The 25,772-nt window shown below is 71.4% G+C and carries 16 protein-coding genes and 1 pseudogene; 5 read left to right on the forward strand and 12 right to left on the reverse strand.

The window, feature by feature from the left end; all coding sequences use genetic code 11:
* Positions 1-63: 63 nt before the first annotated feature.
* The 10 genes from ACIGJO_RS04645 to ACIGJO_RS04690 all read right to left on the reverse strand — a co-directional run bounded on the left by ACIGJO_RS04645 (position 64) and on the right by ACIGJO_RS04690 (position 11,008).
* Positions 64-1,296 carry a beta-propeller fold lactonase family protein gene (locus tag ACIGJO_RS04645; RefSeq protein ID WP_399952058.1) on the reverse strand — a complete coding sequence of 411 codons (1,233 nt, stop codon included), beginning with the start codon at positions 1,294-1,296 and terminating at the stop codon, positions 64-66.
* Positions 1,296-2,144 (reverse strand): polysaccharide deacetylase family protein, encoded by an 849-nt coding sequence (locus tag ACIGJO_RS04650; protein ID WP_399952061.1) that lies wholly within the window; start codon positions 2,142-2,144, stop codon positions 1,296-1,298. The genes ACIGJO_RS04645 and ACIGJO_RS04650 overlap by 1 nt, the downstream gene beginning before the upstream one ends.
* A gap of 344 nt (positions 2,145-2,488) precedes the next feature.
* A complete protein-coding gene (locus ACIGJO_RS04655) occupies positions 2,489-3,004 on the reverse strand; it encodes an ATP-binding protein (RefSeq protein WP_399952064.1) in 516 nt (171 codons plus the stop codon).
* A 250-nt stretch (positions 3,005-3,254) separates the two neighbouring features.
* Entirely contained in the window at positions 3,255-4,022 is a 768-nt protein-coding gene (locus ACIGJO_RS04660; protein ID WP_399952067.1) for an enoyl-CoA hydratase/isomerase family protein, read from the reverse strand.
* 89 nt (positions 4,023-4,111) lie between these two features.
* Positions 4,112-5,362 (reverse strand): Ig-like domain-containing protein, encoded by a 1,251-nt coding sequence (locus ACIGJO_RS04665; RefSeq protein WP_399952070.1) that lies wholly within the window; start codon positions 5,360-5,362, stop codon positions 4,112-4,114.
* Between the two features lie 243 nt (positions 5,363-5,605).
* On the reverse strand, positions 5,606-6,832 hold the full coding sequence (locus tag ACIGJO_RS04670; RefSeq protein WP_399952072.1) for an Ig-like domain-containing protein: 1,227 nt from the start codon (positions 6,830-6,832) through the stop codon (positions 5,606-5,608).
* Between the two features lie 445 nt (positions 6,833-7,277).
* Complete coding sequence (locus ACIGJO_RS04675; protein ID WP_399952074.1) at positions 7,278-7,928, reverse strand: response regulator; 651 nt, start codon at positions 7,926-7,928, stop codon at positions 7,278-7,280.
* A 23-nt stretch (positions 7,929-7,951) separates the two neighbouring features.
* Positions 7,952-9,241 carry a sensor histidine kinase gene (locus ACIGJO_RS04680; RefSeq protein ID WP_399952076.1) on the reverse strand — a complete coding sequence of 430 codons (1,290 nt, stop codon included), beginning with the start codon at positions 9,239-9,241 and terminating at the stop codon, positions 7,952-7,954.
* Between the two features lie 35 nt (positions 9,242-9,276).
* The gene (locus ACIGJO_RS04685) at positions 9,277-10,089 is read right to left on the reverse strand and encodes an ABC transporter permease (RefSeq protein WP_399952078.1); all 813 of its coding nucleotides are present in this window, start codon (positions 10,087-10,089) and stop codon (positions 9,277-9,279) included.
* A gap of 1 nt (position 10,090) precedes the next feature.
* Positions 10,091-11,008 (reverse strand): ABC transporter ATP-binding protein, encoded by a 918-nt coding sequence (locus ACIGJO_RS04690; RefSeq protein ID WP_399952080.1) that lies wholly within the window; start codon positions 11,006-11,008, stop codon positions 10,091-10,093.
* Between the two features lie 160 nt (positions 11,009-11,168).
* On the opposite strand from ACIGJO_RS04690, the gene ACIGJO_RS04695 reads away from it, so the two are divergent.
* The 3 genes from ACIGJO_RS04695 (at position 11,169) to ACIGJO_RS04705 (ending at position 17,549) form a co-directional block, all read left to right on the forward strand.
* Positions 11,169-13,073, forward strand: coding sequence for an ABC transporter ATP-binding protein (locus tag ACIGJO_RS04695; RefSeq protein ID WP_399952082.1), 1,905 nt, complete (start codon positions 11,169-11,171; stop codon positions 13,071-13,073).
* A complete protein-coding gene (locus ACIGJO_RS04700) occupies positions 13,070-15,022 on the forward strand; it encodes an ABC transporter ATP-binding protein (protein ID WP_399952084.1) in 1,953 nt (650 codons plus the stop codon). The genes ACIGJO_RS04695 and ACIGJO_RS04700 overlap by 4 nt, the downstream gene beginning before the upstream one ends.
* Before the next feature lie 493 nt (positions 15,023-15,515).
* Entirely contained in the window at positions 15,516-17,549 is a 2,034-nt protein-coding gene (locus ACIGJO_RS04705) for a M4 family metallopeptidase (protein WP_399952087.1), read from the forward strand.
* A gap of 124 nt (positions 17,550-17,673) precedes the next feature.
* Here the strand turns inward: ACIGJO_RS04705 and ACIGJO_RS04710 are convergent.
* Positions 17,674-18,174 (reverse strand): annotated as a pseudogene (locus tag ACIGJO_RS04710) (hypothetical protein); the annotation flags it as partial.
* A gap of 192 nt (positions 18,175-18,366) precedes the next feature.
* Positions 18,367-21,033 (reverse strand): alpha-glucan family phosphorylase, encoded by a 2,667-nt coding sequence (gene glgP / locus ACIGJO_RS04715; protein ID WP_399952089.1) that lies wholly within the window; start codon positions 21,031-21,033, stop codon positions 18,367-18,369.
* Positions 21,034-21,811: 778 nt separating this feature from the next.
* Between glgP and ACIGJO_RS04720 the strand changes: the two genes are divergently transcribed.
* Both ACIGJO_RS04720 and treS read left to right on the forward strand, forming a co-directional pair.
* Positions 21,812-23,854: an alpha-1,4-glucan--maltose-1-phosphate maltosyltransferase gene (locus ACIGJO_RS04720; RefSeq protein ID WP_399952091.1), complete on the forward strand. Its 2,043-nt coding sequence runs from the start codon at positions 21,812-21,814 to the stop codon at positions 23,852-23,854.
* Positions 23,851-25,557, forward strand: coding sequence for a maltose alpha-D-glucosyltransferase (gene treS / locus ACIGJO_RS04725; RefSeq protein WP_399952093.1), 1,707 nt, complete (start codon positions 23,851-23,853; stop codon positions 25,555-25,557). The genes ACIGJO_RS04720 and treS overlap by 4 nt, the downstream gene beginning before the upstream one ends.
* Positions 25,558-25,772 lie beyond the last annotated feature (215 nt).

The raw sequence follows: 25,772 nt of genomic DNA on the forward strand, positions 1-25,772 counted from the left end.
CGGGCCGCCGCCGCGCCCCGTGCGGCGGGACTTCGCGGGGCGGCCCGGGGCGCCGCGGCCGGATCAGCGGAAGATGCCCGTGTGGCCCAGCGAGTAGCGGCCCGGCTGCGGGTACACGGCGAGTCCGTGCGGCCCGCTGCCGACCGGGATCCGGGCGAGCTGCTTGCCGCTGCCGGTGTCGATCGCGTACACCTCGGCGTCGTAGCGGCCCGACAGCCACAGCACCTTGCCGTCGGCGGACACACCGCCCATGTCGGGGCTGCCGCCGTCCGGCAGGTGCCACTTCTTGGTCAGCCGGTTCCGCGCGAAGTCGAAGACGGACACGGAGCCCTCGCCCCGGTTGGAGATGTACATCTCCCGGGAGTCGCGGCTGACGTAGAGACCGTGGCAGCCCTTGCCGGTGGGCAACAGCTTCGGGGCGGTGAACTTCTCCCCGTCCAGCACCCACATGCCGTGCGCCATCATGTCGGCGATGTAGAAGGTCTTCCCGTCCGGGGAGAGCTTGACGTCCTGCGGCATCGCGCCCGCCCGCGGCAGCTTCCGCTGACCGACGACCTTCATCCGCTCCGTGTCGACCTTGAGGAGTTCGCCGGAGAACTCGCACGAGACGATGAAGTACCTGCCGTCCGCCGAGAAGTCGGCGTGATTGACGCCCGCGCAGGTCACCGGGACCGTCTTGACCCGGTCCATGGTCCGCGGGTCGCGGAAGACCAGCTCGCGGTCCATGGAGGCCATGACGACGGCGTACTTGCCGTTCGGGGTGAAGTAGAGGTTGTACGGGTCGGAGACCTCGACGGTCCGGCCGGTCCTCCCGGTGGCCGGGTCGATGGCGGTGAGGCTGTCGCCGAGGTCGTTGTTGACCCAGAGTGTCTTCATGTCCCAGGACGGCACCACGTGCTGCGGCTGGTTGCCGACGGGGATGGTCTCGATCACCTTGTACGTCTTCGGGTCGATCACCGACACCGTGTTGGAGCTGGTGTTGGGGACGTACACGCGGGGCGGGAACTTCCGGACCGCCGGGGCCAGCCTGCCCGGCCGGTCGGCCGCGTAGATGTCCTTCGGGTCGAGCACCGGCGGCATTCCGGGCAGTGCGGGCGGGGTGGCGGCACGGACCGGTTTCGCGGGTGCGGCGGCCTCGGTGTTCCGGGCCCGGGGACGGTCCTGGTCCGCGGGACCGCCGCAGGCGGCGAGCGCGGCCACCAGAACGCCCCCGAGCAGCAGGGCGGTGCGGGCGGAGGGCCGGGGGGCAGCCGCGGCGGTGCGCGTGGGGGCGGCGGTGCGCGTGGTGGGAAGCATCAGGTCAGCAGCTCCGTGGTCGTCACCGCGCGCAGTCGGCGCCGGTTGATTTCGGCGAGGAGAAGGGGCAGCGCGGCGGCGGTGTCCGCGTAGCCGAAGTGCAGGCTCACCACGGATCCGTTGCGGATCTCCCCGGCGACCTTGCGGGTGACGGCCGCGACGCCGGGCGAGGTGAAGTCGAGGGAGTCCACGTCGTACGAGAGGACGTGCGGGTATCCGGCCCGGCGGGCGAGCCGCTGGACGAGCGGGGTGGCGTACCGGGCGCGCGAGGGCCGGAACCAGGTGCCGATGGACCCGGTGAGCCGGCGCAGCCGCTGGGCGCAGGCGGTGATCTCCGCGTACGCCTCGTTCTCGCTCATCGTGTTGATGTCGAGGTGGCGCTGGGTGTGGTTGCCGAGGTCGTGGCCCCCGTCGAGGATCCGGCGGGCCATGCCGGGGTGTTCGTCGAGCCAGCTGCCGACGGCGAGCACGGTGAGGCGGGCCCCGGCCCGTTCGGCCTCGGCGAGTACGGCTCCGGCGACGGCGGGGTCGCCCTGCCCGTGGAAGGTGAGGGCGACGCGGGGCCGGGACCGGGGGCCGTTCTCCACCTGGACCGGCTGCCCCGGGAAGCGGCGTGGGGCGGGGGCCGGGGCATGGGCGGGTGCGGGGTCGCGCGCGTTCCTCGCCGGGGAGGCGGAAGGTGAGGCGGCGTGGGACCCGGCGGCGGACGCGGCGTGGGGGTCGTCGGCGGCGGCGGGCGTGGTGCCCCGGCCTTCCGCACAGCCCGCCAGGAGAGCGCCGGCCGTGAGCGCCCCGGCGCCCGCGCGCAGGGCGCCGCGGCGGCACATCTCTGGTTCGCGACCGTTCATGGCCGACACAGTAGAGGCGCCATGCCCGATATTTAACGATTGACCGATCCCATGGATGATCTATGAAATATCCATCGAATGCCATAAGAATTCACCGAATACCAGGCGAGTGACTCAACACACCTACGATTCACCCGCCGCCTGTCCGTTTTGGGAAAGAATGCAGGGAAATGCAACTTTGGCACCGGGGTCGCCCGTCTGCCATAGTCGGTGACACGACCCCCATTGACCCGGGCACGGTCGTCACAAGCGGCCGTGAACACACCCCCCAGCTCACGGCCTCCCGCAGAAGCCCCCGCAGCGCCGCACCACGGCCGACCGGGGGCTTCGGCGCGTCACGCGTGTCAGCGGTCGGCGATCCGCATCTCGAACCAGGTGGTCTTGCCGCGCGGCAGCAGATCCGCCCCCCAGCGGTCGGAGAGCTTGTCGACGAGGAACAGCCCGCGCCCGCTGACGTCCATCTCACGGACGGGCATCAGACAGGGCAGCCCGCGCGAGGGGTCGCGCACCTCGATCCGGATCCAGCCGCGGCGGCGCAGCATCCGCAGCCCGAAGACCCGGGCGCCCGTGTGCCGCACCGCGTTGCCGACGAGCTCGGAGACGAGCAGCACGGCGAACTCGGCGGTCTGCGGGGAGAGCGCCCACTGCCGGAGCACCACACAGGAAGTCAGCCGCCGCGCGGTGGCCGCGGATTCCGGACGGGACGGGAGCCGGACCTCGCCCTCGGTCGGATTTCCGAACAACTCCAGTACCTTGAACGCCTGTTCGTCGTCGATCGTCGACGTCAACCGTGCCGCTGTCGCGCCGCTGCGCGGTCGCGGCTGTTCCACACCCTCCAGGCCCGCCATGTCCACCATCATGGCCGCACAATCCGCCCCCCGGGGCCGTTCCGGGGGAATCCGCCCCCCGGAACGGCCAATTCCAGGGAGGTGGTTTGACATATGCCACAGGCATGAAGTCCGCCCCATCGGCCCGGCCGACCTGCGGGGACGCTCCCCCGATCGGGGATTGCCGCGCCGGAGCGCACGCGGGCCTTAAGGTTGCCTTAAGGCCCGCATAATCCGCCCGCACGGATGAACCGCCGTCAAAATCAACCCAACTGACGTTCGGTCAGAGGAACCGGGCCTTGCCCGGACCCTCCTCCACGAAACTGCGCATGCCGCGCTCGCGGTCCTCCGTGGCGAACAGACCGGCGAACCAGTTCCGCTCGATCGTGAGCCCGGTGTCGATGTCGGTCTCCAGCCCGCCGTCCACCGCCTCCTTGGCGGCGCGCAGGGCCAGCGCGGGCCCCTTCGCCAGCCGGGCGGCCCACGCGTGCGCCTGCTCGTACACCTCGGCGGCGGGCACCACGCGGTCGACCAGGCCCATCGCCAGCGCCTCGTCGGCCTTCACCTGCCGGCCGGTGAAGATGAGGTCCTTGGCCTTGGACGGACCGACCAGCCGGGCCAGCCGCTGCGTCCCCCCGGCCCCCGGGATCAGCCCGAGCAGGATCTCGGGCTGGCCGAGCTTGGCGTTGTCCGCCGCGACCCGGAAGTCGGCGCAGAGCGCCAGTTCGCAGCCGCCGCCGAGCGCGTAGCCGGTCACCGCGGCGACGACGGGCTTGGGGATGCGGGCGACGGCGGTGAAGGAGTCCTGGAGCGCCTTGGACCGCACGATCATCGCGGTGTGGTCCATCTGCTGCATCTCCTTGATGTCCGCACCCGCCGCGAACACCTTCTCACCGCCGTAGAGGATCACGGCGCGCACGTCGTCGCGCCGGGTCACCTCGTCCGCCAGCTCGCGCAGCCGGTCCTGGACGGCGATGTCCAGGGCGTTCATCGGCGGCCGGTCCAGCCGGATCGTGCCGACGTTGTCGCGTACTTCGAGGGTTACCGTCATGGGAAGCAGGTTAACCAACGCTAACGACAAGGGGCCCGGTGCTGTTGGTCACAGCACCGGGCCCCTTCACTTCTCCGTCCGCGGCGGACCTACTCGGTCCACTCCGACCAGTCCATGTTCCAGCCGTTGAGGCCGTTGTCCGGAGCGATCGTCTTGTCCTTGGAGTTCTTCACGATCACCACGTCACCGATGAGCGACCTGTTGAAGAACCAGGCGGCCGGGGTCTGGCCGTCGTAGCCGCCGCGCACATCACGCAGACCGACACAGCCGTGGCTGGTGTTGGTCGTGCCGAAGATGCCCGAGCTGCCCCAGTAGTTCCCGTGGAGGAAGGTGCCGGACGTGGACAGGCGCATCGCGTGCGGCACGTCCTTGATGTCGTACTCACCGCCGAAGCCGACCGTGTCACCGTTCATCCGGGTCACCTTGAGCTTCTCGCTGATGACCATCTGCCCGTTGTACGTGGTCGTCGCCGGGGCGCCCGCGGAGATCGGGATGTCCTTGATCTCCTTGCCGTCCCGGACCACCTTCATCCGGTGCGTGCTCGCGTCGACCGTGGAGACCTGGCTGCGGCCGATGGTGAACTTCACCGTCCTGGACTGCTTGCCGTAGACCCCCGGCCGTCCCTCGACACCGTCGAGGTTGAGTTCCACGGTCACCTTGGTGCCCGCGGCCCAGTAGTTCTCCGGGCGGAAGTCGAGGCGGTCGTTGCCGAACCAGTGGCCGGCGATCTCGACGGCCGGCTCCGATGTCACCTTGATCGCGTTCTCCACGGCGTCCGGGTCCGTGATGCCCCGGGTGAAGTGGATCGACACCGGCATCCCGACGCCGACGGTCGAACCGCTCTCCGGCGTGTACTGCCCGATGAAGGTGTTCTGCGGGACCAGCGTGGTGAACGAGGTGTCCTTGGCCGACTCACGGCCCTTCTCGTCCTTGGCCACCGCGTGCACCGTGTACTTGGTGGCGGCGGCCAGATGCCGCTCCGGCGTCCAGCTGGCACCGTCGGCGGCGATCTTGCCCTCGACCGCGTTGCCCTTCGGGTCGGCCACCTTCACCGTGGTCAGCTTGCCCTCTTCGGCCGCGACCTTCAGCGCTCCGCTGGTCGCCACGGACTCGGCGCCGTCCTTCGGCGCGACGGTCACCACCGCCTGCGAGGCGCTGGTGTCCCCGGCCTTCCCGCCGTCGCCCGCGCCGCCCTTGCCCCCTGCGGTGTCCCCGCCGCCGCAAGCCGTCACCAGCAACAGCAGCGCACCCAGTACCAGAGCCAGGAGTCCCGGGCCCCCGCGCCCGCGCCGTCCCCTGCCCGCCCCGGCCGATGCCCCCGATATCGGCTGCCCGTTCAATGTGGTCGTCTCCCCTCGCACGGCCTGGCCCCAGCCATGGCCCGCACCCCCGCGCGCTGTTCATGCACGCATTGCGCAAGATAATCACACCGGGAGTGGGAGGTCTGTGCGTCGGATGTCACCATTCGGTCCCAACCCGTCCGGGACCTGCGCAGGTGGCGCGGGGTACCGGGTTCCGCGGGCGGGCGGGACCGGGACGCCGGCTCCGGAGCGGGCCGGAGCCGACGTCGTACCGCCCCGGGATCAGCGCAGGGCCGAGCCCGCCTTCCACCGCTTCCAGTCGACGTTCCAGCCGCCGAGACCGTTGTCCGGAGCGACCTTCTTGTCACGGGAGTTGACCACCTCGACCACATCCCCGACGAGCGTCCGGTCGAAGAACCAGCCCGCCGGGGTGTCGCCGCTGCCGCCCTTCACATCGCGCAGCCCCACACAGCCGTGACTGGTGTTGACCTCGCCGAACGTGTCGTGCGACGCCCAGTAGTTGCCGTGCAGGAAGGTGCCCGACTCGGTGAGCCGGATGGCGTGCGGCACGTCCTTGATGTCGTACTCACCGCCGAAGCCGACCGTGTCACCGTTCATCCGGGTCACCTCGTGCATCTCGGTGACCACCATCTTCCCGTTGTACGTGGTCGTCTTCTCGGCGCCCGCGGAGATCGGGACGGTGCTGATCAGCTCCCCGTCGCGGCGTACCTCCATGGTGTGCTCCTCCGCGTCCACCAGGGACACCTGGGACCGGCCCACCGTGAAGGCGATCTTCTTGTCCTGGCTGCCGTACACACCACGGGCACCCTGCACATCGCGCAGCCCCACGTCCACGGTGACCTCGGTGCCGGGCTTCCAGTAGCGGGCGGGGCGGAAGTCGAGACGGTCCTTGCCGAACCAGTGGCCCACGACCTCCACCGCAGGTTCGGCGGTGATCCTGATGGCCTTCTCGACGGCGGCCCGGTTCGTGATCGGCCGGTTGAACGAGAAGGAGACGATCATCCCGGTCCCGACGGTGGACCGGTTCTCCGGCTTGAAGTAGCCGATGAAGCGATGTTCGGGGATTCCGGTGGTGAAGGTGGTGTGGCGGGCCGAGCGGCGCCCCTCGCCGTCCACGGCCACCGCGTCGACGCTGTACTTCGCGGCCGGCCCGATCCGGACCGCGCCGGGCTCGGGAGCCCAGGACAGCCCGTCCCGGGAGATCCGTCCCGCCACCTCGTCCCGCTGCGCGTCCTCGATCCGCCGCACCTGCACGCTCTCCAGGTGCCCGTCGGGGACGGTCACCTGGATCCGGGTGTCCGCCCCGACATCCTCGGCACCGTCCGCGGGAACGATCCGGATCGGATCGTCCGGCGTACGCGGCTTGCCGTTGAGGACGGCCGGTGTTCCGTCGGTGCAGCCGGTCAGTACGGCCAGCACGGTGAGTAGTCCTGCCCATGTCAGCACGGCGGCCGAACCCGCCCGTGCTCTCTTCGCTTCGTGGTTCACGCCTCCCCCAACGACCATGGCCGGTCGGGGGAAACGTGAGCGCCGGGCCGACGCCCCAGGGGCCGTCCCCGTCATCACCGGGAGGAACAGGAGGGATGTCGGCCCCGGGACCGGGGTCCGCCGGAACGCGGCGGAGCCGCTCCTCGATCCGTACGCCCGCACGGTGGACGGCTGCTTCACCCTTCCGGCCGAGGTCTTACGGCCATGTGCGCGACCGGCCCCACCGGCCCGTCGCCGACGCCCTGCGCGACGACCGGGACTCCGTCGTCCACGAGCGCGCGTACGCGGATTCACCAGACCGCACCCCGGCACCCCGGCATCCCGGCATCCCGGCATCCCGGCATCCCGCCGGAGCATCGGGGCACGTACGCCGGTCCCGGTCTCGCGGACCCGGCGGGGACCGGCCGTCCGCGACGGCTCGGGGTGACGGGCGTGAGGCGGGCGGTCAGCCGAGGATGCCCCGGTCGTAGCCCACGGCGACGGCCGCGGCCCGGTCCTTGGCGCCGAGCTTGGCGAAGACATGGGTCAGATGGGTCTTCACGGTCGCCTCGCTGATGAACAGTTCGGCGGCGATCTCCCGGTTGGTGGTGCCGCGCGCCACCAGGGCCAGCACCTCGCGCTCCCGGGCCGAGAGGCAGTCGTCGACGGGGGCGGCGGGGGTGCGGACCCGGGTCATCAGCCGGGAGGCGACGGCGGGCGACAGGACGCTGCGGCCGTCGGCGGCGGCCCGGACGGCGGCGAACAGCTCCTCGCGCGGGGCGTCCTTGAGCAGATAGCCGGTGGCGCCCGCCTCGATCGCGGGCAGCGTGTCGGAGTCGGTGTCGTACGTCGTGAGGACGAGGACCCTGGAGCGGGTGCCGCGCCGGGTCAGCTCGGCGATGGCCGCGACCCCGCCGCCGCCCGGCATCCGCAGGTCCATCAGGACGACATCGGGGTCCAGGCGGACGGCCAGGGCGACACCCTCGGGCCCGTCCGCGGCCTCTCCCAGGACCCGGAAGCCCGGGGCCGACGCGAACATGCCGCGCAGACCGTCCCGTACGACGGGGTGGTCGTCGACGACGATGAGTGTGATGACGCGTGCGGATTCCTCAGTCATGGCAGGCCGAACGGTACGCGTGATCACCCCTGGCGGACCAGGGGCAGCCGCGCGGACACCGCCGTGCCCCGGCCCGGAGCGGACTCCACGTCGACCGAACCGGCGACCCGTTCGGCGCGCGCCCGCATACCGCCGAGGCCGAACCCGCCGGTGCGGCCGGCCGGGGGCACGGCGTCCGGGTCGAAGCCGCGGCCGTCGTCCCGGACGTCCAGGGCGAGTTCGTCGTCCATGAAGGACAGGGTGACGCCCACCCGGCCCGCCCCCGCGTGCCGTCCGGCGTTGGCGAGGGCCTCGCCCGCGATGCGCACCAGGGTGGCGGCGATCTCGTCGTGGACCGGCTCGACAGTGCCGGTCACGGTGAAGTCGGCCCGCGTCCGGTGCTGCCGGCCCCAGTCGGCCACCATCCCCTTCAGCGCGCCCACCAGGTCGTCGTGGTCGAGGGCGACGGGGGCCAGGTTGTGGACCGAGCGCCGGGCCTCGCCGAGGCTGTGCCGGGCGAGCCCGAGCGCCCGGTCGAGATGGGCGCGGGCGGTTTCCGGTTCGCTCTCCGCGAGGGAGGTGACGACCTGGAGCTGGGCGATGATGCCGGTGAGGCCCTGGGCGAGGGTGTCGTGGATCTCGGCGGCGAGCCTGCGGCGTTCGTCGTCGACCCCGGCCTCTCGGGCCTGGACGAGGAGCTGGGCGTGCAGGGCCGCGTTCTCGGCCATGGCCGCCTCCAGCCGGAGGTTGGTGCGCTCCAGTTCGGCGATGGTCTCGGCCTGGATCCGGGCCTTCTCCGCCTCCTTGGCCCCGACGTTGCTGAAGAACTCGACCAGCGAGGCGTTGAGGACGAACAGCGCCCCGAAGGCGACCCAGTTCATCAGGGAGGCGGGCGGCAGCCCCCCGCTCTCCGAACCGGCCATGGTGACCGCCGTGGCGAACAGCCCGATGCGGAGCAGACGCCTGGGGAGCAGGGGTTCGACGTCGAAGTAGCCGAGGCCCGCGTAGATGGAGAAGAAGGGGTTGAGCCAGCTCAGCGCGAAGGCAAGAACGGTGCGCAGGGCGTAGTAGACCTGACCGGCCGGGGCGCCAGGTGCGGTGCGCGGGCGGACACGGCCCCACCAGAACTGGAGGGCGTACGCCGCCGCGACCAGCGCCCCGGCCACGTACATCTCGGTACGGGTCATGATCAGGCCGGCCACGACGGCCGCGACGAGGGTGGCGAGGGTGAGAATGGCGTAGGAACCGTAGCCGTAGAACTGCTCCCAGCGCTGGTCGGCCCGGTTCGGGCCGCCTGCTCCGGGCATGCTCGGGGTACGGAGCGCCTGCGTCATGCGCGCAGTCTCCCCCGGGCGCCCGGTACCCGTCACTACTCCCACCGGAAGACACGGCTCGCCGTGAAGCCCAGCACAACGGTCCACAGGGCGACGGTGCCGAGGTGGGCCCAGCTCGGCCACTGACCGGAGACCGCCTGGTCCAGGGCCTGGGAGGCGGCGCCGAGCGGGGTGAACTCCACGGTGCGGCGCAGGGTGCCGGGCATCGTCTGGACCGGCAGCCACACCCCGGCGGTGAACATCATCACGAGGTAGGAGACCGACCCGACCGCGCCGGCCGCCTTCGTCGTGCGGGACAGGGCGCTGATCGTGGCGCCGAGGGCCAGCACACCGGCGACGGCGAGGAGCAGCGCCAGCGTGTATCCGGCGAGTTGTGCGGGCAGCCGGACGCCGTAGGCGAGGCGGCCGACGGCGAGGACCAGGGCGGCCGAGCCGAGCGCGGCCGCTCCGTGCAGCACGATCTGGGCGGTGAGCAGGGCGGACGGCCGCACCGGAGTGGTCGACATCCGGCGCAGGATGCCGCGTTCGCGGTAGGTGGTGAGCACCGGGGGCATGGTCTGGATCCCGGCCATGATCATGGCGAGCAGCACGGAGACCGGGACGTACAGGTCGATGACGCGGCGTCCTCCCAGGTCGTCCTGCGCTTCCATGAAGGGCGGGACGAAGCCGAGGACCACCAGGAGGGCGGAGGGGAAGGCCAGGGTCCAGAAGAGGCCGCCCGGTTCGCGGAGGAACAGCCGGGTCTCGGCCCTCAGGACAGCACGTACGGATCCGCGGCTCCGGGCGGGGGTCCCGGGGGCGGCGGGAGCGGGGGCCGGGGTGTTCCGGGTGGTGGGCGCGGTGGCCATCTCAGGCGTCCTGTCCGGTGAGGTCGAGGAAGGCTTCGTCGAGGGTGGTTTCGGTGACCCGCAGCCGGCGGGCGGTGATGCCGAGCCCGGCCAGCAGCGCCAGGAGCGGGGTGACGGTCTCGTCGGTGGCGTGGAGGACGACGGTGCCGTCACCGTCCGGGGGCGTCACGGACGCGACGCCGCACAGCGCGGCGAGGTCCGCGAGCTCCGGGCCGGTGAACGCGCGGGTGGGGACGAAGGAGACGACGGTGGAACCGGCGGCCTGCCGGACGAGTCCTGACGGGGTGTCCAGAGCGACGACGCGGCCCTGGTCGATGACCGCGATCCGGTCGCAGAGGCGCTGGGCCTCCTCCATGAAGTGGGTGACGAGCAGAACGGTCACCCCGCTGTCGCGGATGTCCTCGATGAGCTTCCAGGTGTCGCGCCGGGCCCGCGGGTCCAGACCGGTGGTCAGCTCGTCGAGGACGACGACCCGGGGGTCGCCGATCAGGGCGAGCGCGATGAACAGCCGCTGCTTCTGGCCGCCGGAGAGCTTCCCGAAGCGGGTGGTGAGCCGGTCCTCCAGGCCGAGCCGCCCGACGAGGGGCCGCCAGTCGGCGGGGGCCGGGTAGAACGCGCTGTAGAGCTCCAGCGCTTCGCGCACGGTGAGCTTGGCCTGGAGTTCGCTCTCCTGGAGCTGGGCGCCGAGGAGCCCGGTCACCCGGTCGTGGTCGGCGACGGGGTCGAACCCGGCGACCCGGACCGTACCGGCGTCGGGGACGCGCAGCCCCTCCACGCACTCGACGGTGGTGGTCTTGCCCGCGCCGTTGGGACCGAGGATCCCGAAGATCTCCCCCTCGTCGACGCGGAAGCTGACTCCGTCGACCACGGGCCGCCCCCCGTACGCCTTGTGCAGTCCGTTCACTTCGATGATCGCCATGACCACAAGGATTCCGGCGGGCGGGGTCCGGCGGTATCGGCCGGATCGCTCGAACCGGCATCGGCCGATCGGTTGATGCCGGGCTACGACCTCCGGGCCGGCGACATCGGTCGGAAATCCACAGGACCGATGCCGGTGGTGAAACGTAGGGTCGGCCCTGATGCCCGAAAAACCTGCAGAGCACACGGAACGGTCCGCCGTGCGCTCCCTCCTGCGCCTGTGGCCCTATGTCCGCCCCGTCCGGTTCCGCCTGGTCAGCGCCGCTGTCGTGGCGATCCTCGCCTCCTGTCTGGGGCTGGCGATCCCCCTCGTGCTGAAGTGGATGGTGGACGGCCCGGTCGCGGACCGCGACCCGGGCGGTGTCTGGCTCGGCGCGCTGTACCTCCTGCTGCTGGGCATCGTGGAGGCGCTGCTGTTCGGGCTGCGCCGATGGCTGGTGGCCCGGCCGCTGGCCGGGGTGGAGGCGTCGATGCGCGCCGCCCTCTACCGGCATCTGCAGCGGCTGCCGGTGGCCTTCCACGACCGGTGGCCCTCGGGGCAGTTGCTGTCGCGCGGAACCACGGATCTGATGCTGCTGCGGTTGTTCCTGGCGTTTCCGCTGACCTTCCTGCTGGTCAACGCCACCACGATCGTGGTCGGTTTCCTCATTCTGTTCGCCCAGGACTGGTCGCTCGGTCTGGTGCTGCTGGCACCGGCGGTCCCGTTGATGATCGTGTGCTCGCTCTTCGAGACGAAGTACGCGGTGGTCGCGCGCCGGGCCCAGGACCAGGTCGGGGACCTCACGACGGTCGTCGAGGAGAGCGTCCTGGGCATCCGCATCATCAAGGGCTTCGGCCGGCACCGCAGCCAGGCGCTGGCCTTCCGTGAGCTCTCGCGGCGGCTGCGCGCCACGGAGCTGGGCAAGGCCAGGCTGCTCGCCGGTATCTGGGCCCTCATCACCGCCATCCCCGAGCTGGCGATCGGTGCCGCGCTGGTGCTCGGTACGGTCCAGGTGGCCGACGGGGACCTGTCGGCGGGCACACTCGTCGCGTTCCTGTCGACGGCCCTCGCGCTGCGCTGGCCGGTGGAGTCGATCGGCTTCCTGCTGGCGATCAGTCAGGAGTCGGCGACCGCGACCGAGCGGTATTTCGAGGTCATGGACGTGGCGGAGGAGCTCGATACAAAGGAGGCGGTCACGTCCGCACCGGGCACCGGCCCCGCGACCCCGCATTCCCTCTCCCCCTCGCACTCCCTCGCCTCCGCCCCTCAGCCCGCCCGGTCCGGGACCGGCGACCCTGACCCTGACCGTGACCGTGACCGTGACCGGGGCGGACTGGCCTTCGAGGGCGTCGAGTTCCGCTACCCCGACGCCGCCCCCGGCTCCGTACCCGTACTGACGCGGATCGATCTGCACATCCGGCCCGGCGAGACGATGGCCCTGGTGGGTGCCACCGGTTCCGGGAAGACCACGCTCACCGCGCTGGTCCCGCGGCTGCACGAGCTGACCGCCGGGCGGATCACCCTGGACGGCGAGGACATCGCCGCGATGGAGCGGCCCCGGCTGCGCGAACTGGTGTCGGTGGCGTTCGAGGAGCCCACGCTCTTCTCGGCGACCGTCGGCGAGAACGTGCTGATGGGCGCCGAGGGGGCCGGTGAGGAGGAGCTGCGGCGGGCACTCGCGGTCGCACAGGCCGACTTCGTGTACGACCTGCCGCACGGCCTCGACACCCAGGTCGGCGAGCAGGGGCTCAGCCTCTCCGGCGGCCAGCGGCAGCGTCTCGCGCTGGCCCGGGCGGTGGTCGGCAAGCCCCGCTTCCTGGTGCTCGACGACCCGCTCTCGGCCCTGGACGTGCACACGGAGACCCTGGTGGAGGCGGCGCTGCGGCGCGTGCTGGAACACACGACCGCCGTGGTGGTCGCCCACCGGCCGTCCACCGTGATGCTCGCGGACCGGGTGGCTCTGCTCTCCGAGGGCCGGATCAGCGCGGTCGGCACCCACCAGGAACTGCTGCGCGGCAACGCCGAGTACGCCTGGCTGATGTCGGGCGCCGAGCTCACCCCCGCGAAGGAGGGCAGTACGCGATGACGACCACCGCCGACGACTCCGCACCCGCGGACGACGACCTGGCGCGCGACGCCGCGCCGCGTCCCGGGGCCGCCGAGGACACCAAGGACACCAAGGACACCAAGGGTTCCGCGGGCTCCCGGGACCCCGAGTCCCCGGACTCCGGGGATCCGGACTCCGGGGACTCGTTCGACCGGGACGCCCTGCCCGCGCCGCGCGGGGCGACCCGGGCGCTGCTGGCCTCGCTGCTCGCCCCGATGCGCGGGCGGGTCGTCGTCGCCGCCCTGTTCCTGCTCCTGCAGCAGGCCGCCGTGCAGGCGGGCCCGCTGCTGGTCGCGTACGCCATCGACCGCGGTGTTCCGGCCTTCCGGGACCACGACTACGGGCCGCTGATCGCGGTGGCCGTCGGCTACGGGCTCTGCTCCGTCGGCGCGGGAGTCCTCCAGTACGCGTTCATCAGGGCCGCCGCACGGATCAACCAGGACGTCCTGCTCGATCTGCGCGGGCGGATCTTCCGCCACGCCCAGGCCCTCAGCGTGGACTTCCACGAGCGCTACACCTCGGGCCGGCTGATCTCGCGCTCCACCACGGACGTGGAGTCACTGCGCGAACTCCTGGGTGAGGGGCTGCAGGAACTGATCGGTGTGGTCCTGTCGTTCGTCTCCATCTCGGTGGTGCTGCTCTGGCTGGACCTGGGCATCGGGGCGATCGCGGTGTTCTCCTTCGTACCGCTGTATCTGCTGGTGCAGCTGTACCGGCGACGGGCGGGCCGGGTCTTCGCGGCCCGGTCCACGGCGATCGCCGCGGTCATCGTGAAGTTCGCGGAGACGATGAACGGCATCCGCCCGGTCCAGGCCTTCCGCCGGGAGCGGACCAACGACGCGGCGTTCGACACGCTCAACCACCGCCACGAGCGGACGAACGGGGACGCGCTGCTGGAGATGGCCCGCTATGTCGTCGGCTCCCGGCTGGTCGCCAACACGGCGGTGGCGGGGATGGTGCTGTGGGGTGCCTACCGGGTGGCCTCCGGCACGCTGGCGCTGGGGGTGCTGGCCGCGGCGGTGCTGTATCTGCGGCGGCTGTACGACCCGATCGACCGGCTCGGGATGTTCCTCAACTCCTACCAGTCGGCCGCCGCGTCCCTGGACAAGATCGCCGGGCTGCTGGCACAGACGCCCACCGTCCCGGAGACGGCCGATCCCCAGGAGCTGCCCGCCCGGAGCGGCGAACACCCGGGCCGCGAGGTGACGTTCGACGGGGTGAGCTTCGGCTACCGCACGGGCGGCGAGGTCCTGCCCCGCTTCGGCCTGAGCATCCCGGCCGGGCAGACCGTGGCCGTGGTCGGTTCGACGGGGGCCGGGAAGTCGACGCTCGCCAAGCTGCTGGCCCGGTTCTACGATCCGACCGACGGCCGGGTCCTGCTGGACGGCGTCGACCTGCGCGACCTCGACACCGCCGGGCTGCGCAAGGGGGTGGTGATGGTGACCCAGGAGGCGTTCCTGTTCTCCGGCACGGTCGCCGAGAACATCGCGATCGGCCGCCCGGACGCGACACCCGAGGACATCGAGCGGGCGGCCAGGGCCATCGGGGCGCACGAGTTCATCGCCGGCCTCCCCGAGGGCTACGACACGGACGTACGCAAGCGGGGCGGCCGGATCTCCGCCGGTCAACGCCAGTTGGTCGCGTTCGCGCGGGCCCTGCTGGCCGACCCGGCGGTACTGATCCTCGACGAGGCGACCAGTTCGCTGGACGTCCCCGGTGAGCGGGCGGTGCAGCGGGCCATGGACACGGTGCTGCACGGCCGCACGGCGGTGGTGATCGCGCACCGGCTGTCGACCGTGGAAATCGCGGACCGGGTGCTGGTGATGGAGCACGGCCGCATCGTGGAGGACGGCGCTCCCGCCGAACTGATCGGCGGAACGGGCCGGTTCGCCGGACTGCACCGCGCGTGGCGGGACAGCCTGGCCTGACGGCGCCCCTCTCCGGGGTCCCCGACGCCGGGGGCGTGACGAAGCCGGTGCCGCCGAACGGGCGGCACCGGCTTCGTCATGCCCGGGTGACGGTCCGTCCGGGACCGCTCCCGCACTCGCGCACGGCGCACGGGCAGCGCACGAGCGGCACGCAAGCGGTGGCCGGAACGCGCCAGAGCGGCGCTCGGTCTCAATACGTGGTCAGAAGCTGCTTCCCCGTTCGCTGTTCGAACACGATGCCTGGCGGCCGATCCTGTGCGCACGCTGTGAATACGGGCCGCCAGGGCCCCCAGGTGTCATTGCGGTGATGATCGACGAAACGTCCGCTTAACGAACATGACCTTTCCGGCAACGAACGAATTCCGGCCAACTTTTTGACGCGGTCCTGACACGAGTAGCCATCTGCTGACACTCTTCCCCCGTTCTGCGCACCGCCTGCACTGTCCGGACGGCCACCAGCGCCGCCGGTACCCCCCTCGCAGAAGGAGTCCGCGTGAGATCCACGCCCAGCCGTCGTGCCACCGCGACCGGCGCTCTGATAGCCGCAGCAGCCCTCCTCGCCGTCGGTGTCCAGTCCGGCACCGCGACCGCCACACCCGGCAGCGCCCCCGGCGCCGTCCCGGCGGCGGCCTCCAAGGCCGACCCCGGTTCGCTCCCCGCGAAGCTCTCGCCCGCCCAGCGCGCCGAGCTGATCAGCGAGGCCAACTCCACCAGGGCGGCCACCGCCAAGGAGCTCGGACTCGGGTCCCAGGAGAAGCTCGTCGTCCGCGATGTCGTGCAGGACCAGGACGGCACCACGCACACCCGCTACGAGCGCACCCTCGCCGGGCTGCCCGTCCTCGGCGGCGACCTGGTCGTCCAGCAGACCAAGGCCGGGAAGACCGAGGGCATCACCAAGGCGTCGCGGGCGACCACCGCCCAGCTGAAGGCCGTCGGCCTCTCGGCCGACGTGGCCCCGGCCGCAGCCGAGAAGCAGGCACTCGGCGCGGCGAAGGCCGAGGGCTCGAAGCAGACCGAGGCGAGCAAGGCCCCGCGCAAGGTCGTCTGGCTGGCCGGCGGCACCCCGCAGCTGGCGTACGAGACCGTCGTCGGCGGTCTCCAGCACGACGGCACCCCGAACGAGCTGCACGTGGTGACCGACGCCTCCACCGGCGCCAAGCTGTACGAGTGGCAGGGCGTCGAGAACGGCACCGGCAACACCCAGTACAGCGGTCAGGTCACGCTGGGCACCGCGCCGTCGTACACCCTGACGGACACCACCCGCGGCAACACCAAGACGTACAACCTGAACCACGGTTCGTCCGGCACCGGAACGCTGTTCTCCGGCTCCGACGACATCTGGGGCGACGGCACCCCGCAGAACGTCGAGACCGCCGGGGCCGACGCCCACTACGGCGCCGCCGAGACCTGGGACTACTACAAGAACGTGCACGGCCGCACCGGTATCCGCGGTGACGGTGTCGGCGCGTACTCCCGCGTCCACTACGGCAACAACTACGTCAACGCGTTCTGGCAGGACAGCTGCTTCTGCATGACGTACGGGGACGGCAGCGGCAACGCCGCACCGCTGACCTCGCTCGACGTGGCCGCCCACGAGATGACGCACGGCGTTACCGCCGCCACGGCCAACCTGGTCTACAGCGGTGAGTCCGGCGGTCTGAACGAGGCCACCTCCGACATCTTCGCCGCGGGTGTGGAGTTCTACTCCAACACCGCCCAGGACCCGGGCGACTACCTCGTCGGCGAGAAGATCGACATCAACGGCGACGGCACCCCGCTGCGCTACATGGACAAGCCGAGCAAGGACGGCGCGTCCAAGGACGCCTGGTACTCCGGTATCGGCAACGTCGACGTCCACTACTCCTCGGGCCCGGCGAACCACTGGTTCTACCTGCTCTCCGAGGGCAGCGGCGCCAAGACGGTCAACGGAGTCAACTACGACTCCCCGACCTCCGACGGTCTGCCGGTGACCGGCATCGGCCGGGACAAGGCCCTGCAGATCTGGTTCAAGGCGCTCACCACCAAGTTCACCTCCACGACGAACTACGCCGCCGCCCGCACCGGCACGCTCGCCGTGGCCAGTGAGCTGTACGGCGCCACCAGCCCGGAGTACGCCGCCGTGGCCCACGCCTGGGCCGGCATCAACGTCGGCGCGCGTCCCGGCGGTACCGACCCGGGCGGTGTGGTCTTCGAGAACACCACCGCGGTCGCCATCCCGGACAACGGCGCCGCCGTCACCAGCTCGGTCAACGTCACCGGCCGTACGGGCAACGCCCCGAGCGCCCTCAAGGTCGGCGTGGACATCAGCCACACCTGGCGCGGTGACCTGGTCGTCGACCTGGTCGCCCCGGACGGAACCGCGTACCGCCTGAAGAACTCCTCCTCCGGCGACTCCGCGGACAACGTGGTGGAGACCTTCACGGTCAACGCCTCGTCCGAGGTGGCGAACGGCACCTGGAAGCTCAAGGTCCAGGACATCGCCTCGCAGGACACCGGACGCATCAACAGCTTCAAGCTGACCTTCTAGTCGCGGGCGGAGGCCGGACGCCTCCGATCGCACACACAGGTCGCACGCACAGCCCCACAGGAACGGCCCGGGAGGATTTCGTCCTCCCGGGCCGTTCCGGCGTTCGCGCCGGCCGTCCCCCGGATCAGGCCGGGTTGTCCGCGTGTGTCAGGGTCTCCCAGGCCACGAAGAGATTGCTGGCGCCGGCGGGCCGCTGCTGCTCGGTGAGCCGCTGGGTGTTCGTCATGCCGTAACCCATGCGGTGGTGCGGCGCGTTGAGGCCGACCTCGGTGACGGGGCCGAGCCTGTCCTTGAGCGTCCCGCCGCACAGCGTGGCGGGCACGGCCGCCCCCGGCTGGTACCTGGCGTGCAGCCCCAGCGCGTGGCGGAGCCGGTCGGCGATCTCCGGGTAGAGGTCCTGCCCCTGGATACGGCTCGTCTCGGCGATGTGCGAGATCGCGGAGAGCCCGTAGCCGGTGTGGGTGAGGTCGCGGCGGGTCTCCTGGGACATTCCGTCCATGAAGGTCGACTGCCCCTGCCAGTACCTGATGACCTTCTCCCGGGTGTCCAGCCCGCTCCCCGGCGCGGTCCTGGGCAGCGAGCCGTCCGCGGTCACATAGATGTACGCGGGAACCCGCCCGCGGAACGCGAACCCCGAACACGAACCGGGGACATGGAGACCCGGGACCGGACCCGGGACCCGCGCACCCCGCGCACCCGGCGGACCCGGCGGACCCGGCGGACCGGATCAGCGCACCGGATCAGTGGACCGGCGGCGCGACGGGCCCGGCGCCGTACGCCGGCACCGGGCGCGCCGGGGCCCACCGGGGCGGCCCCCTCATCGCATCAGCACTCCCCCGCCCTCCCCCGTCGCGTCCGTCGGCAGCGCGACGAGGCCGAGTTCGGCGCTGGAGGCCAGCAGCGGGTGGGCCGGCAGAACGCGCACGGTGTAGCCGTACGGTCCCGTACGGTCCAGGGCCAGCGGCCCCTCGTACAGCAGCCGGTCCTCCAGGTCATGGCCGCCCGCCGGTTTCAGCGGGAAGACCTGGGCGTCCGCGATCGCGTCCCCGGAATCGACCCGCCCGGCGACCGCCTGCACCTCCACGTCGTCCGGGTCGAGACCGCCGAGCGCGACGCGGACCCGGAGCGCCAGGGTGGACCCCAGCTCCGCCGGACCGGCCGCGGCGGTGCCGGTCACGGCCTCCACGTGGTCGACGGACACCTTCGGCCAGGCGGCCCGGACGCGGGCCTTCCAGTCCGCGAGCCCCCGGGCCGTCTCCGGCCCCAGAGCCCGCCCGGCCCGTGCGGCTGGGGCGTACAGCCGCTCCACATACTCACGCACCATGCGCCCGGCGAGCACCTTGGGGCCCAGTGTGACCAGGGTGCGGCGGACCATCTCGACCCAGCGCTCGGGCAGCCCCTCGCCGTCGCGGTCGTAGAAGCGGGGCGCGACCCGGTTCTCGATCAGTTCGTACAGCGCGTTGGCCTCCAGCTCGTCGCGCCGGTCCTCGTCGACGGCCGAACCGTCGGCGGTCGGGATGGCCCAGCCGAAGTCCGGCTCGAACCACTCGTCCCACCAGCCGTCGCGCACCGAGAGGTTGAGGCAGCCGTTCAGCGCCGCCTTCATCCCGCTGGTGCCGCACGCCTCCAGCGGGCGCAGCGGGTTGTTGAGCCAGACGTCGCAGCCCGGGTAGAGCTTCTGCGCCATCGCCATGCCGTAGTCGGGCAGGAAGACGATGCGGTGGCGCACCTGCGGGTCGTCCGCGAACCGCACCAGCTCCTGGACCAGCCGCTTCCCGCCGTCGTCGGCCGGGTGCGCCTTGCCCGCGACGACGATCTGGACCGGCCGGTCCGGGTGCAGGAGCAGCGCCCGCAGCCGGTCGCGGTCGCGCAGCATCAGCGTGAGCCGTTTGTACGAGGGGACGCGGCGGGCGAAGCCGATCGTGAGGACGTCCGGGTCCAGGACACCGTCGATCCAGCCGAGTTCGGCCGTGCCGGCGCCGCGTCTGCGCCAGGAGGCGTAGAGCCGTTTGCGCACCTCGGTCACCAGCTGTTCGCGCAGCGTCCGGCGCAGGTCCCAGATCTCCCGGTCGGGGACGGCGCTCACGGCGCTCCACCGCCGGGGAGTGCCGGAGCGGCGCGCGCCGGCCACTTCGCCGCCGGTCAGGGCGTCCTGCGCCCGGTCGGTGCCGAAGTGCCGGGCGCCGAGCCGGAGGACTTCCGGGGCGACCCAGGTCGGGGCGTGGACCCCGTTGGTCACCGAGGTGATCGGCACCTCCGCGGGGTCGAAGCCGGGCCAGAGGCCGGAGAACATCTCCCGGCTGACGGCCCCGTGCAGGGTGGAGACCCCGTTGGCGCGCTGGGCGAGCCGCAGCCCCATGACCGCCATGTTGAACAGGTCCGGCTCGCCGTCGCCGGGGTGGGTCTCCCGGCCGAGCCGCAGGATCCGTTCGACGCCGACGCCCGGCAGTTCGCCGCCCTCGCCGAAGTGGCGGGCGATCAGCTGCGGGTCGAACCGGTCCATCCCGGCGGGGACCGGGGTGTGCGTGGTGAAGACGGTGCCGGCCCGGACCGTCTCCAGCGCCGCGTCGAAGCCGAGGCCGTCCCCGGAGAGTTCGCGGATCCGTTCCAGACCGAGGAATCCGGCGTGCCCCTCATTGGTGTGGAACACCTCGGGGTCCGGGGTCCCGGTGAGCCGGCAGTAGGTGCGCACGGCGCGCACTCCGCCGATGCCGAGCAGCATCTCCTGGAGCAGCCGGTGGTCGCTGCCACCGCCGTACAGCCGGTCGGTGACATCGCGCTCGCCCGGCGCGTTCTCCTCGACGTCGGAGTCGAGGAGCAGCAGGGGCACGCGGCCGACCCGGGCGTGCCGGACGCAGGCGTGCAGACTGCGTCCGCCGGGCAGGGCGAGCACCACCCGGGCGGGTGTGCCGTCGGCCTCCCTGAGCAGGTCGAGCGGGAGTTCGTTGGGGTCGAGGACCGGATAGTGCTCCTGCTGCCAGCCGTCGCGGGAGAGGGTCTGGCGGAAGTAGCCGTGCCGGTAGAGCAGGCCGACCCCGATGAGCGGTACGCCGAGGTCGCTGGCGGCCTTGAGGTGGTCGCCCGCCAGGATGCCGAGCCCGCCGGAGTACTGCGGCAGTGCGGCCGTCACCCCGAACTCGGGGGAGAAGTAGGCGATGGAGGCGGGCAGTTCAGCGCCCTCGGCCTGCCGGTTCTGGTACCACCGGGGGTCCTCCAGATACTGCCGGAGGTTCTCGGACGCCCCGGCGAGCCGGGTCAGGAACTCCTCGTCCCGGGCCAGCTCGGCGAGCCGCCCCGCGGACAGGGCGCCGAGCAGGCATACGGGGTCGGCGTCCGCCGGCCGCCGGCCTTCGGGATCGGCGGACCGGAAGAGCTCACGGGTCTCGTGGTGCCAGGACCAGCGCAGATTGCGGGCGAGGTCATGGAGGGGTCGCAGGGGTTCGGGGAGGACGGGACGCACGGTGAATCGACGGATGGCCTTCACGTCGTCCACCTTTACAGGGGACGCGGGGATCCGAGGGGACGCACCACGGTGTGCGCCGCTCCGTCACCCTCGACGACCGTCGGCCACGGCGACCGTCACCCCCGACGACCGTCGGCCGCGGCGACCGTCGGCCACGGCGACCGGCGGCCACGGCGACCGGCGGCCACGGCGCGGACGGCTCAGGGCTCCGTCACCCTCGACGACCGTCCCCAACGGCTGTCCCGTAGCGGCTGGCGGGCGCGCGACAACAGCCAGGGCACCGCCCCCGCTCCTCCCCCGGACGCCCCCCTGTCCCCGCGGGCCTCGTTCCGCCTCACCGTTCACCTGGGGGTTTGGCCGGTTTCTCCCCCGTGCACGGCCTTGTGGACCCTCGCGTCACAGGGAAGGCTGCCGGGTGGCGCCGCAGAACGGGCACCCGGAAACCCGTGGAGGCGCCCCGGCCCCGTACGCCCACCGGGGCGCGCGCCGGAGCCCGGCCACGACCGGGCAGCCGGCGGGAGCGCCGGACGGCCTCCCCGAGGCTCGGGGAGGGCTTCCCCGGTACGCGGACCGCCCGGGACCCCCACACGTCCTTCGCGCACGTCATCCGCGTGCGAACACCCGCGACCCATCCATTCGACTGCCATTGGAGTGAACGCGGACAGGAGCGGCCATGCCCACAGCCCATCACCCGACAGCAGAGCGGCTAAAAAGGACAGATCCCCATCATCGCGACATGCGCGGTCGGTCCTCCGCGTCCGTGCCGCACCCCGTGCACGCCCAGCCCCCAGGTGATTCCATGATCGGTCGAATTCCCGTCCTGGACGTCCGTCCTCGTCTCGACTGCGGCAGACGGCCGGCGAAGGCCGTGGTCGGCGAGACCTTCGAGGTCACCGCCACCGTCTTCCGCGAGGGTCATGACGCGGTCGCCGCCAACGCCGTGCTGCGCGATCCGAACGGACGCACCGGCCCATGGACACCGATGCGTGAGCTGGCCCCGGGTACGGACCGCTGGGGCGCCGAGGTCACACCCGGCACCGAGGGCCGCTGGACGTATACGGTCGAGGCCTGGAGCGATCCGGTCACCACCTGGCGCCGCGCCGCCGCCATCAAGATCCCCGCGGGCATCGACACGGCCCTGGTGCTGGCGGAGGGCGCCGCGCTGTACGAGCGGGCCGCCGCCGGCGTACCGAAACGGGACGGGCGCGAGGCGGTGCTGGCCGCGGCCGACGCGCTGCGCGACACGGCCCGCCCGGCCGCGTCGCGGCTGGCCGCGGCGCTGACCCCGGAGGCGGACGCGGCGCTCGCCCGTCATCCCCTGCGCGAACTGGTCACCCGCTCCCGCCCGCTGCCGGTGACGGTGGAGCGCCGACGGGCCCTGTACGGCTCCTGGTACGAGCTGTTCCCGCGCTCCGAGGGTGCCAGGGCGGAGCCGTGCGAACCGCCGGGGAGGAAGGCCCGGGGCAGGGCCGCCCGGCGGGCCCCCGCCCCCACCCGCCTCGTCAGCGGCACCTTCCGGACGGCCGCCGAGCGGCTGCCCGCCGTCGCCGCCATGGGCTTCGACGTCGTGTACCTCCCGCCGGTCCATCCCATCGGCACCACCCATCGCAAGGGCCGCGACAACTCCCTCTCCCCCGGCCCCGACGACCCCGGGGTGCCGTGGGCGATCGGTTCGGCCGACGGCGGTCACGACGCCGTCCACCCGGAGCTGGGCACGCTGGAGGACTTCGACCACTTCGTCGGGACGGCCCGCACGCTGCGGATGGAGATCGCGCTGGACTTCGCGCTCCAGTGCTCCCCCGACCACCCCTGGGTGAAGGAACACCCCGAGTGGTTCCACCACCGGCCGGACGGCAGCATCGCGTACGCCGAGAATCCGCCGAAGAAGTACCAGGACATCTATCCGATCGCCTTCGACAGGGATCTGCACGGTCTCGTCGCCGAGACGGTGCGCATCCTGCGGTTCTGGATGGACCACGGCGTACGGATCTTCCGCGTCGACAATCCGCACACCAAACCGGTGGTCTTCTGGGAGAAGGTGATCGCCGGGATCAACGGCACCGACCCCGATGTGATCTTCCTGGCCGAGGCGTTCACCCGCCCCGCGATGATGCGGACGCTCGGCGCGATCGGGTTCCAGCAGTCCTACACGTACTTCACCTGGCGCAACACCAAGCGGGAGCTCACGGAGTACGTCACCGAGCTGGCCGGCGAGACCGCCTCGTACATGCGGCCCAACTTCTTCGTGAACACCCCGGACATCCTGCCCGGCTACCTCCAGGACGGCGGCCGCCCGGCCTTCGAGGCCCGCGCGGTGCTCGCCGCCACGCTGGCCCCGTCCTGGGGGGTGTACGCGGGCTTCGAACTGTGCGAGAACACCGCGGCCGGGCCCGGGAGCGAGGAGTACCTGCACTCGGAGAAGTACCAACTCAAGCCGAGGGAATGGGAGTCGGCCGAGCGCGAGGGCCGTTCGCTGGCGCCGCTGATCACCTCGCTCAACCGGATCCGGCGCCGCCACCCCGCGCTCCAGCAGCTGCGCGACGTGCATTTCCACGACACCGGCAACGAGGCGCTGATCGCGTACAGCAAGCGCTCCGGCCCGGACATCGTCCTGGTCGTGGTGAACCTCGATCCGCACCACACCCAGGAGGCCACGGTCTCGTTGGACATGCCGGAGCTCTGCCTCGACCGGCACGAGACCGTACCGGTGCGCGATGAGCTCACCGGCGACACCTACCACTGGGGCAGGACCTTCTATGTGCGTCTGAAGCCGGGCATCACGCCCGCGCACATCGTCGTCCTGCGACCGTCCCCGCCGACCGGAGGGTCACCCACACCATGATCGTCAACGAGCCCGTCCACGACACGTTCGAGGACACTCCCGCCAAGGACCGCGATCCCGACTGGTTCAAGCGCGCCGTCTTCTACGAGGTACTCGTCCGGTCCTTCCAGGACTCCAACGGCGACGGCATCGGCGACCTCAAGGGCATCACCGCCAAGCTGGACTATCTCCAGTGGCTGGGCGTCGACTGCCTCTGGCTGCCGCCGTTCTTCAAGTCCCCGCTGCGCGACGGCGGCTACGACGTGTCCGACTACACCGCCGTGCTGCCGGAGTTCGGCGACCTCGCCGACTTCGTGGAGTTCGCGGACGCCGCGCACCAGCGCGGCATGCGCGTGATCATCGACTTCGTCATGAACCACACGAGCGATCAGCACGACTGGTTCCAGCAGTCCCGCAGCGATCCCGACGGCCCGTACGGCGACTACTACGTCTGGGCCGACGACGACAAACAGTTCCAGGACGCCCGGATCATCTTCGTCGACACCGAGACGTCCAACTGGACCTTCGACCCGGTGCGCAAGCAGTACTACTGGCACCGCTTCTTCTCCCACCAGCCCGATCTCAACTACGAGAACCCGGCGGTGCAGGAGGAGATCATCTCCGCGCTGCGCTTCTGGCTGGACCTCGGCATCGACGGGTTCCGCGTCGACGCCGTGCCCTACCTCTACCAGCGCGAGGGCACCAACTGCGAGAACCTCCCCGAGACCCACGGGTTCCTCAAGCGGGTCCGCAAGGAGATCGACGCCAACTACCCGGACACCGTGCTGCTCGCCGAGGCCAACCAGTGGCCCGAGGACGTCGTCGACTACTTCGGCGACTACTCGGCCGGCGGCGACGAGTGCCACATGGCGTTCCATTTCCCGGTGATGCCGCGGATCTTCATGGCCGTACGGCGCGAGAGCCGCTACCCGGTCTCGGAAATCCTGGCGAAGACCCCGGCGATCCCGAAGAACTGCCAGTGGGGCATCTTCCTGCGCAACCACGACGAGCTGACGCTCGAAATGGTCACGGACGAAGAACGCGACTACATGTACGCGGAGTACGCCAAGGACCCGCGGATGCGCGCCAACATCGGCATCCGGCGGCGGCTCGCGCCCCTCCTGGACAACGACCGCAACCAGATCGAGCTGTTCACCGCTCTGCTGCTGTCGCTGCCCGGGTCCCCGATCCTCTACTACGGGGACGAGATCGGGATGGGCGACAACATCTGGCTGGGCGACCGGGACGCGGTCCGGACGCCGATGCAGTGGACGCCCGACCGGAACGCCGGGTTCTCCTCCAGCGATCCCGGACGGCTCTACCTCCCCACGATCATGGACCCCGTCTACGGCTACCAGGTCACCAATGTCGAGGCGTCGATGGCCTCGCCGTCCTCACTGCTGCACTGGACGCGGCGCATGATCGAGATCCGTAAGCAGAATCCGGCCTTCGGCCTCGGCTCGTACAGCGAACTGCCCTCGTCGAACCCGGCGGTACTGGCGTTCACGCGGGAGTACAAGGACGACCTCGTGCTGTGCGTCCACAACTTCTCGCGCTTCGCCCAGCCCACGGAGCTGGACCTGCGGTCGTTCACCGAGCGTCATCCGGTGGAGCTGATCGGCGGGGTCCGCTTCCCCGCCGTCGGCCAGTGGCCCTACCTGCTGACACTCGCCGGACACGGCTTCTACTGGTTCCGGCTGCGCAAGGACGCCCCGGCGGCCTGACGCCGCCGCCCCGTGCGCCGCGGTTTCCACCATCCCGCACGGGGCACTCCACCCCATATCCTGCTCTTCCGGACTTATCCGGACCATTCATTGCTCATCCGTCCGAGTCCGTACGGATCATCCTCACCCGACACGTCCCGCACAGCCGGACAGGCATTGCCGCAATCCTGGACACTCTTCGCATCCTGTGGTGTGCCCGGGGAAAGGACGCGATG

This window comes from Streptomyces sp. NPDC079020 (assembly GCF_044542225.1).
Taxonomy (GTDB): Bacteria; Actinomycetota; Actinomycetes; order Streptomycetales; family Streptomycetaceae; genus Streptomyces.

Bases quoted from the DNA above. Each gene is read 5' to 3' on its own strand.
- ACIGJO_RS04690 (WP_399952080.1), bottom strand. From the start codon at position 11,008: ATGGCGATCATCGAAGTGAACGGACTGCACAAGGCGTACGGGGGGCGG.
- ACIGJO_RS04655 (WP_399952064.1), bottom strand. From the start codon at position 3,004: ATGATGGTGGACATGGCGGGCCTGGAGGGTGTGGAACAGCCGCGACCG.
- ACIGJO_RS04645 (WP_399952058.1), bottom strand. From the start codon at position 1,296: ATGCTTCCCACCACGCGCACCGCCGCCCCCACGCGCACCGCCGCGGCT.
- treS (WP_399952093.1), top strand. From the start codon at position 23,851: ATGATCGTCAACGAGCCCGTCCACGACACGTTCGAGGACACTCCCGCC.
- ACIGJO_RS04700 (WP_399952084.1), top strand. From the start codon at position 13,070: ATGACGACCACCGCCGACGACTCCGCACCCGCGGACGACGACCTGGCG.
- ACIGJO_RS04720 (WP_399952091.1), top strand. From the start codon at position 21,812: ATGATCGGTCGAATTCCCGTCCTGGACGTCCGTCCTCGTCTCGACTGC.
- ACIGJO_RS04650 (WP_399952061.1), bottom strand. From the start codon at position 2,144: ATGAACGGTCGCGAACCAGAGATGTGCCGCCGCGGCGCCCTGCGCGCG.
- ACIGJO_RS04660 (WP_399952067.1), bottom strand. From the start codon at position 4,022: ATGACGGTAACCCTCGAAGTACGCGACAACGTCGGCACGATCCGGCTG.
- ACIGJO_RS04695 (WP_399952082.1), top strand. From the start codon at position 11,169: ATGCCCGAAAAACCTGCAGAGCACACGGAACGGTCCGCCGTGCGCTCC.
- ACIGJO_RS04680 (WP_399952076.1), bottom strand. From the start codon at position 9,241: ATGACGCAGGCGCTCCGTACCCCGAGCATGCCCGGAGCAGGCGGCCCG.
- ACIGJO_RS04675 (WP_399952074.1), bottom strand. From the start codon at position 7,928: ATGACTGAGGAATCCGCACGCGTCATCACACTCATCGTCGTCGACGAC.
- ACIGJO_RS04685 (WP_399952078.1), bottom strand. From the start codon at position 10,089: ATGGCCACCGCGCCCACCACCCGGAACACCCCGGCCCCCGCTCCCGCC.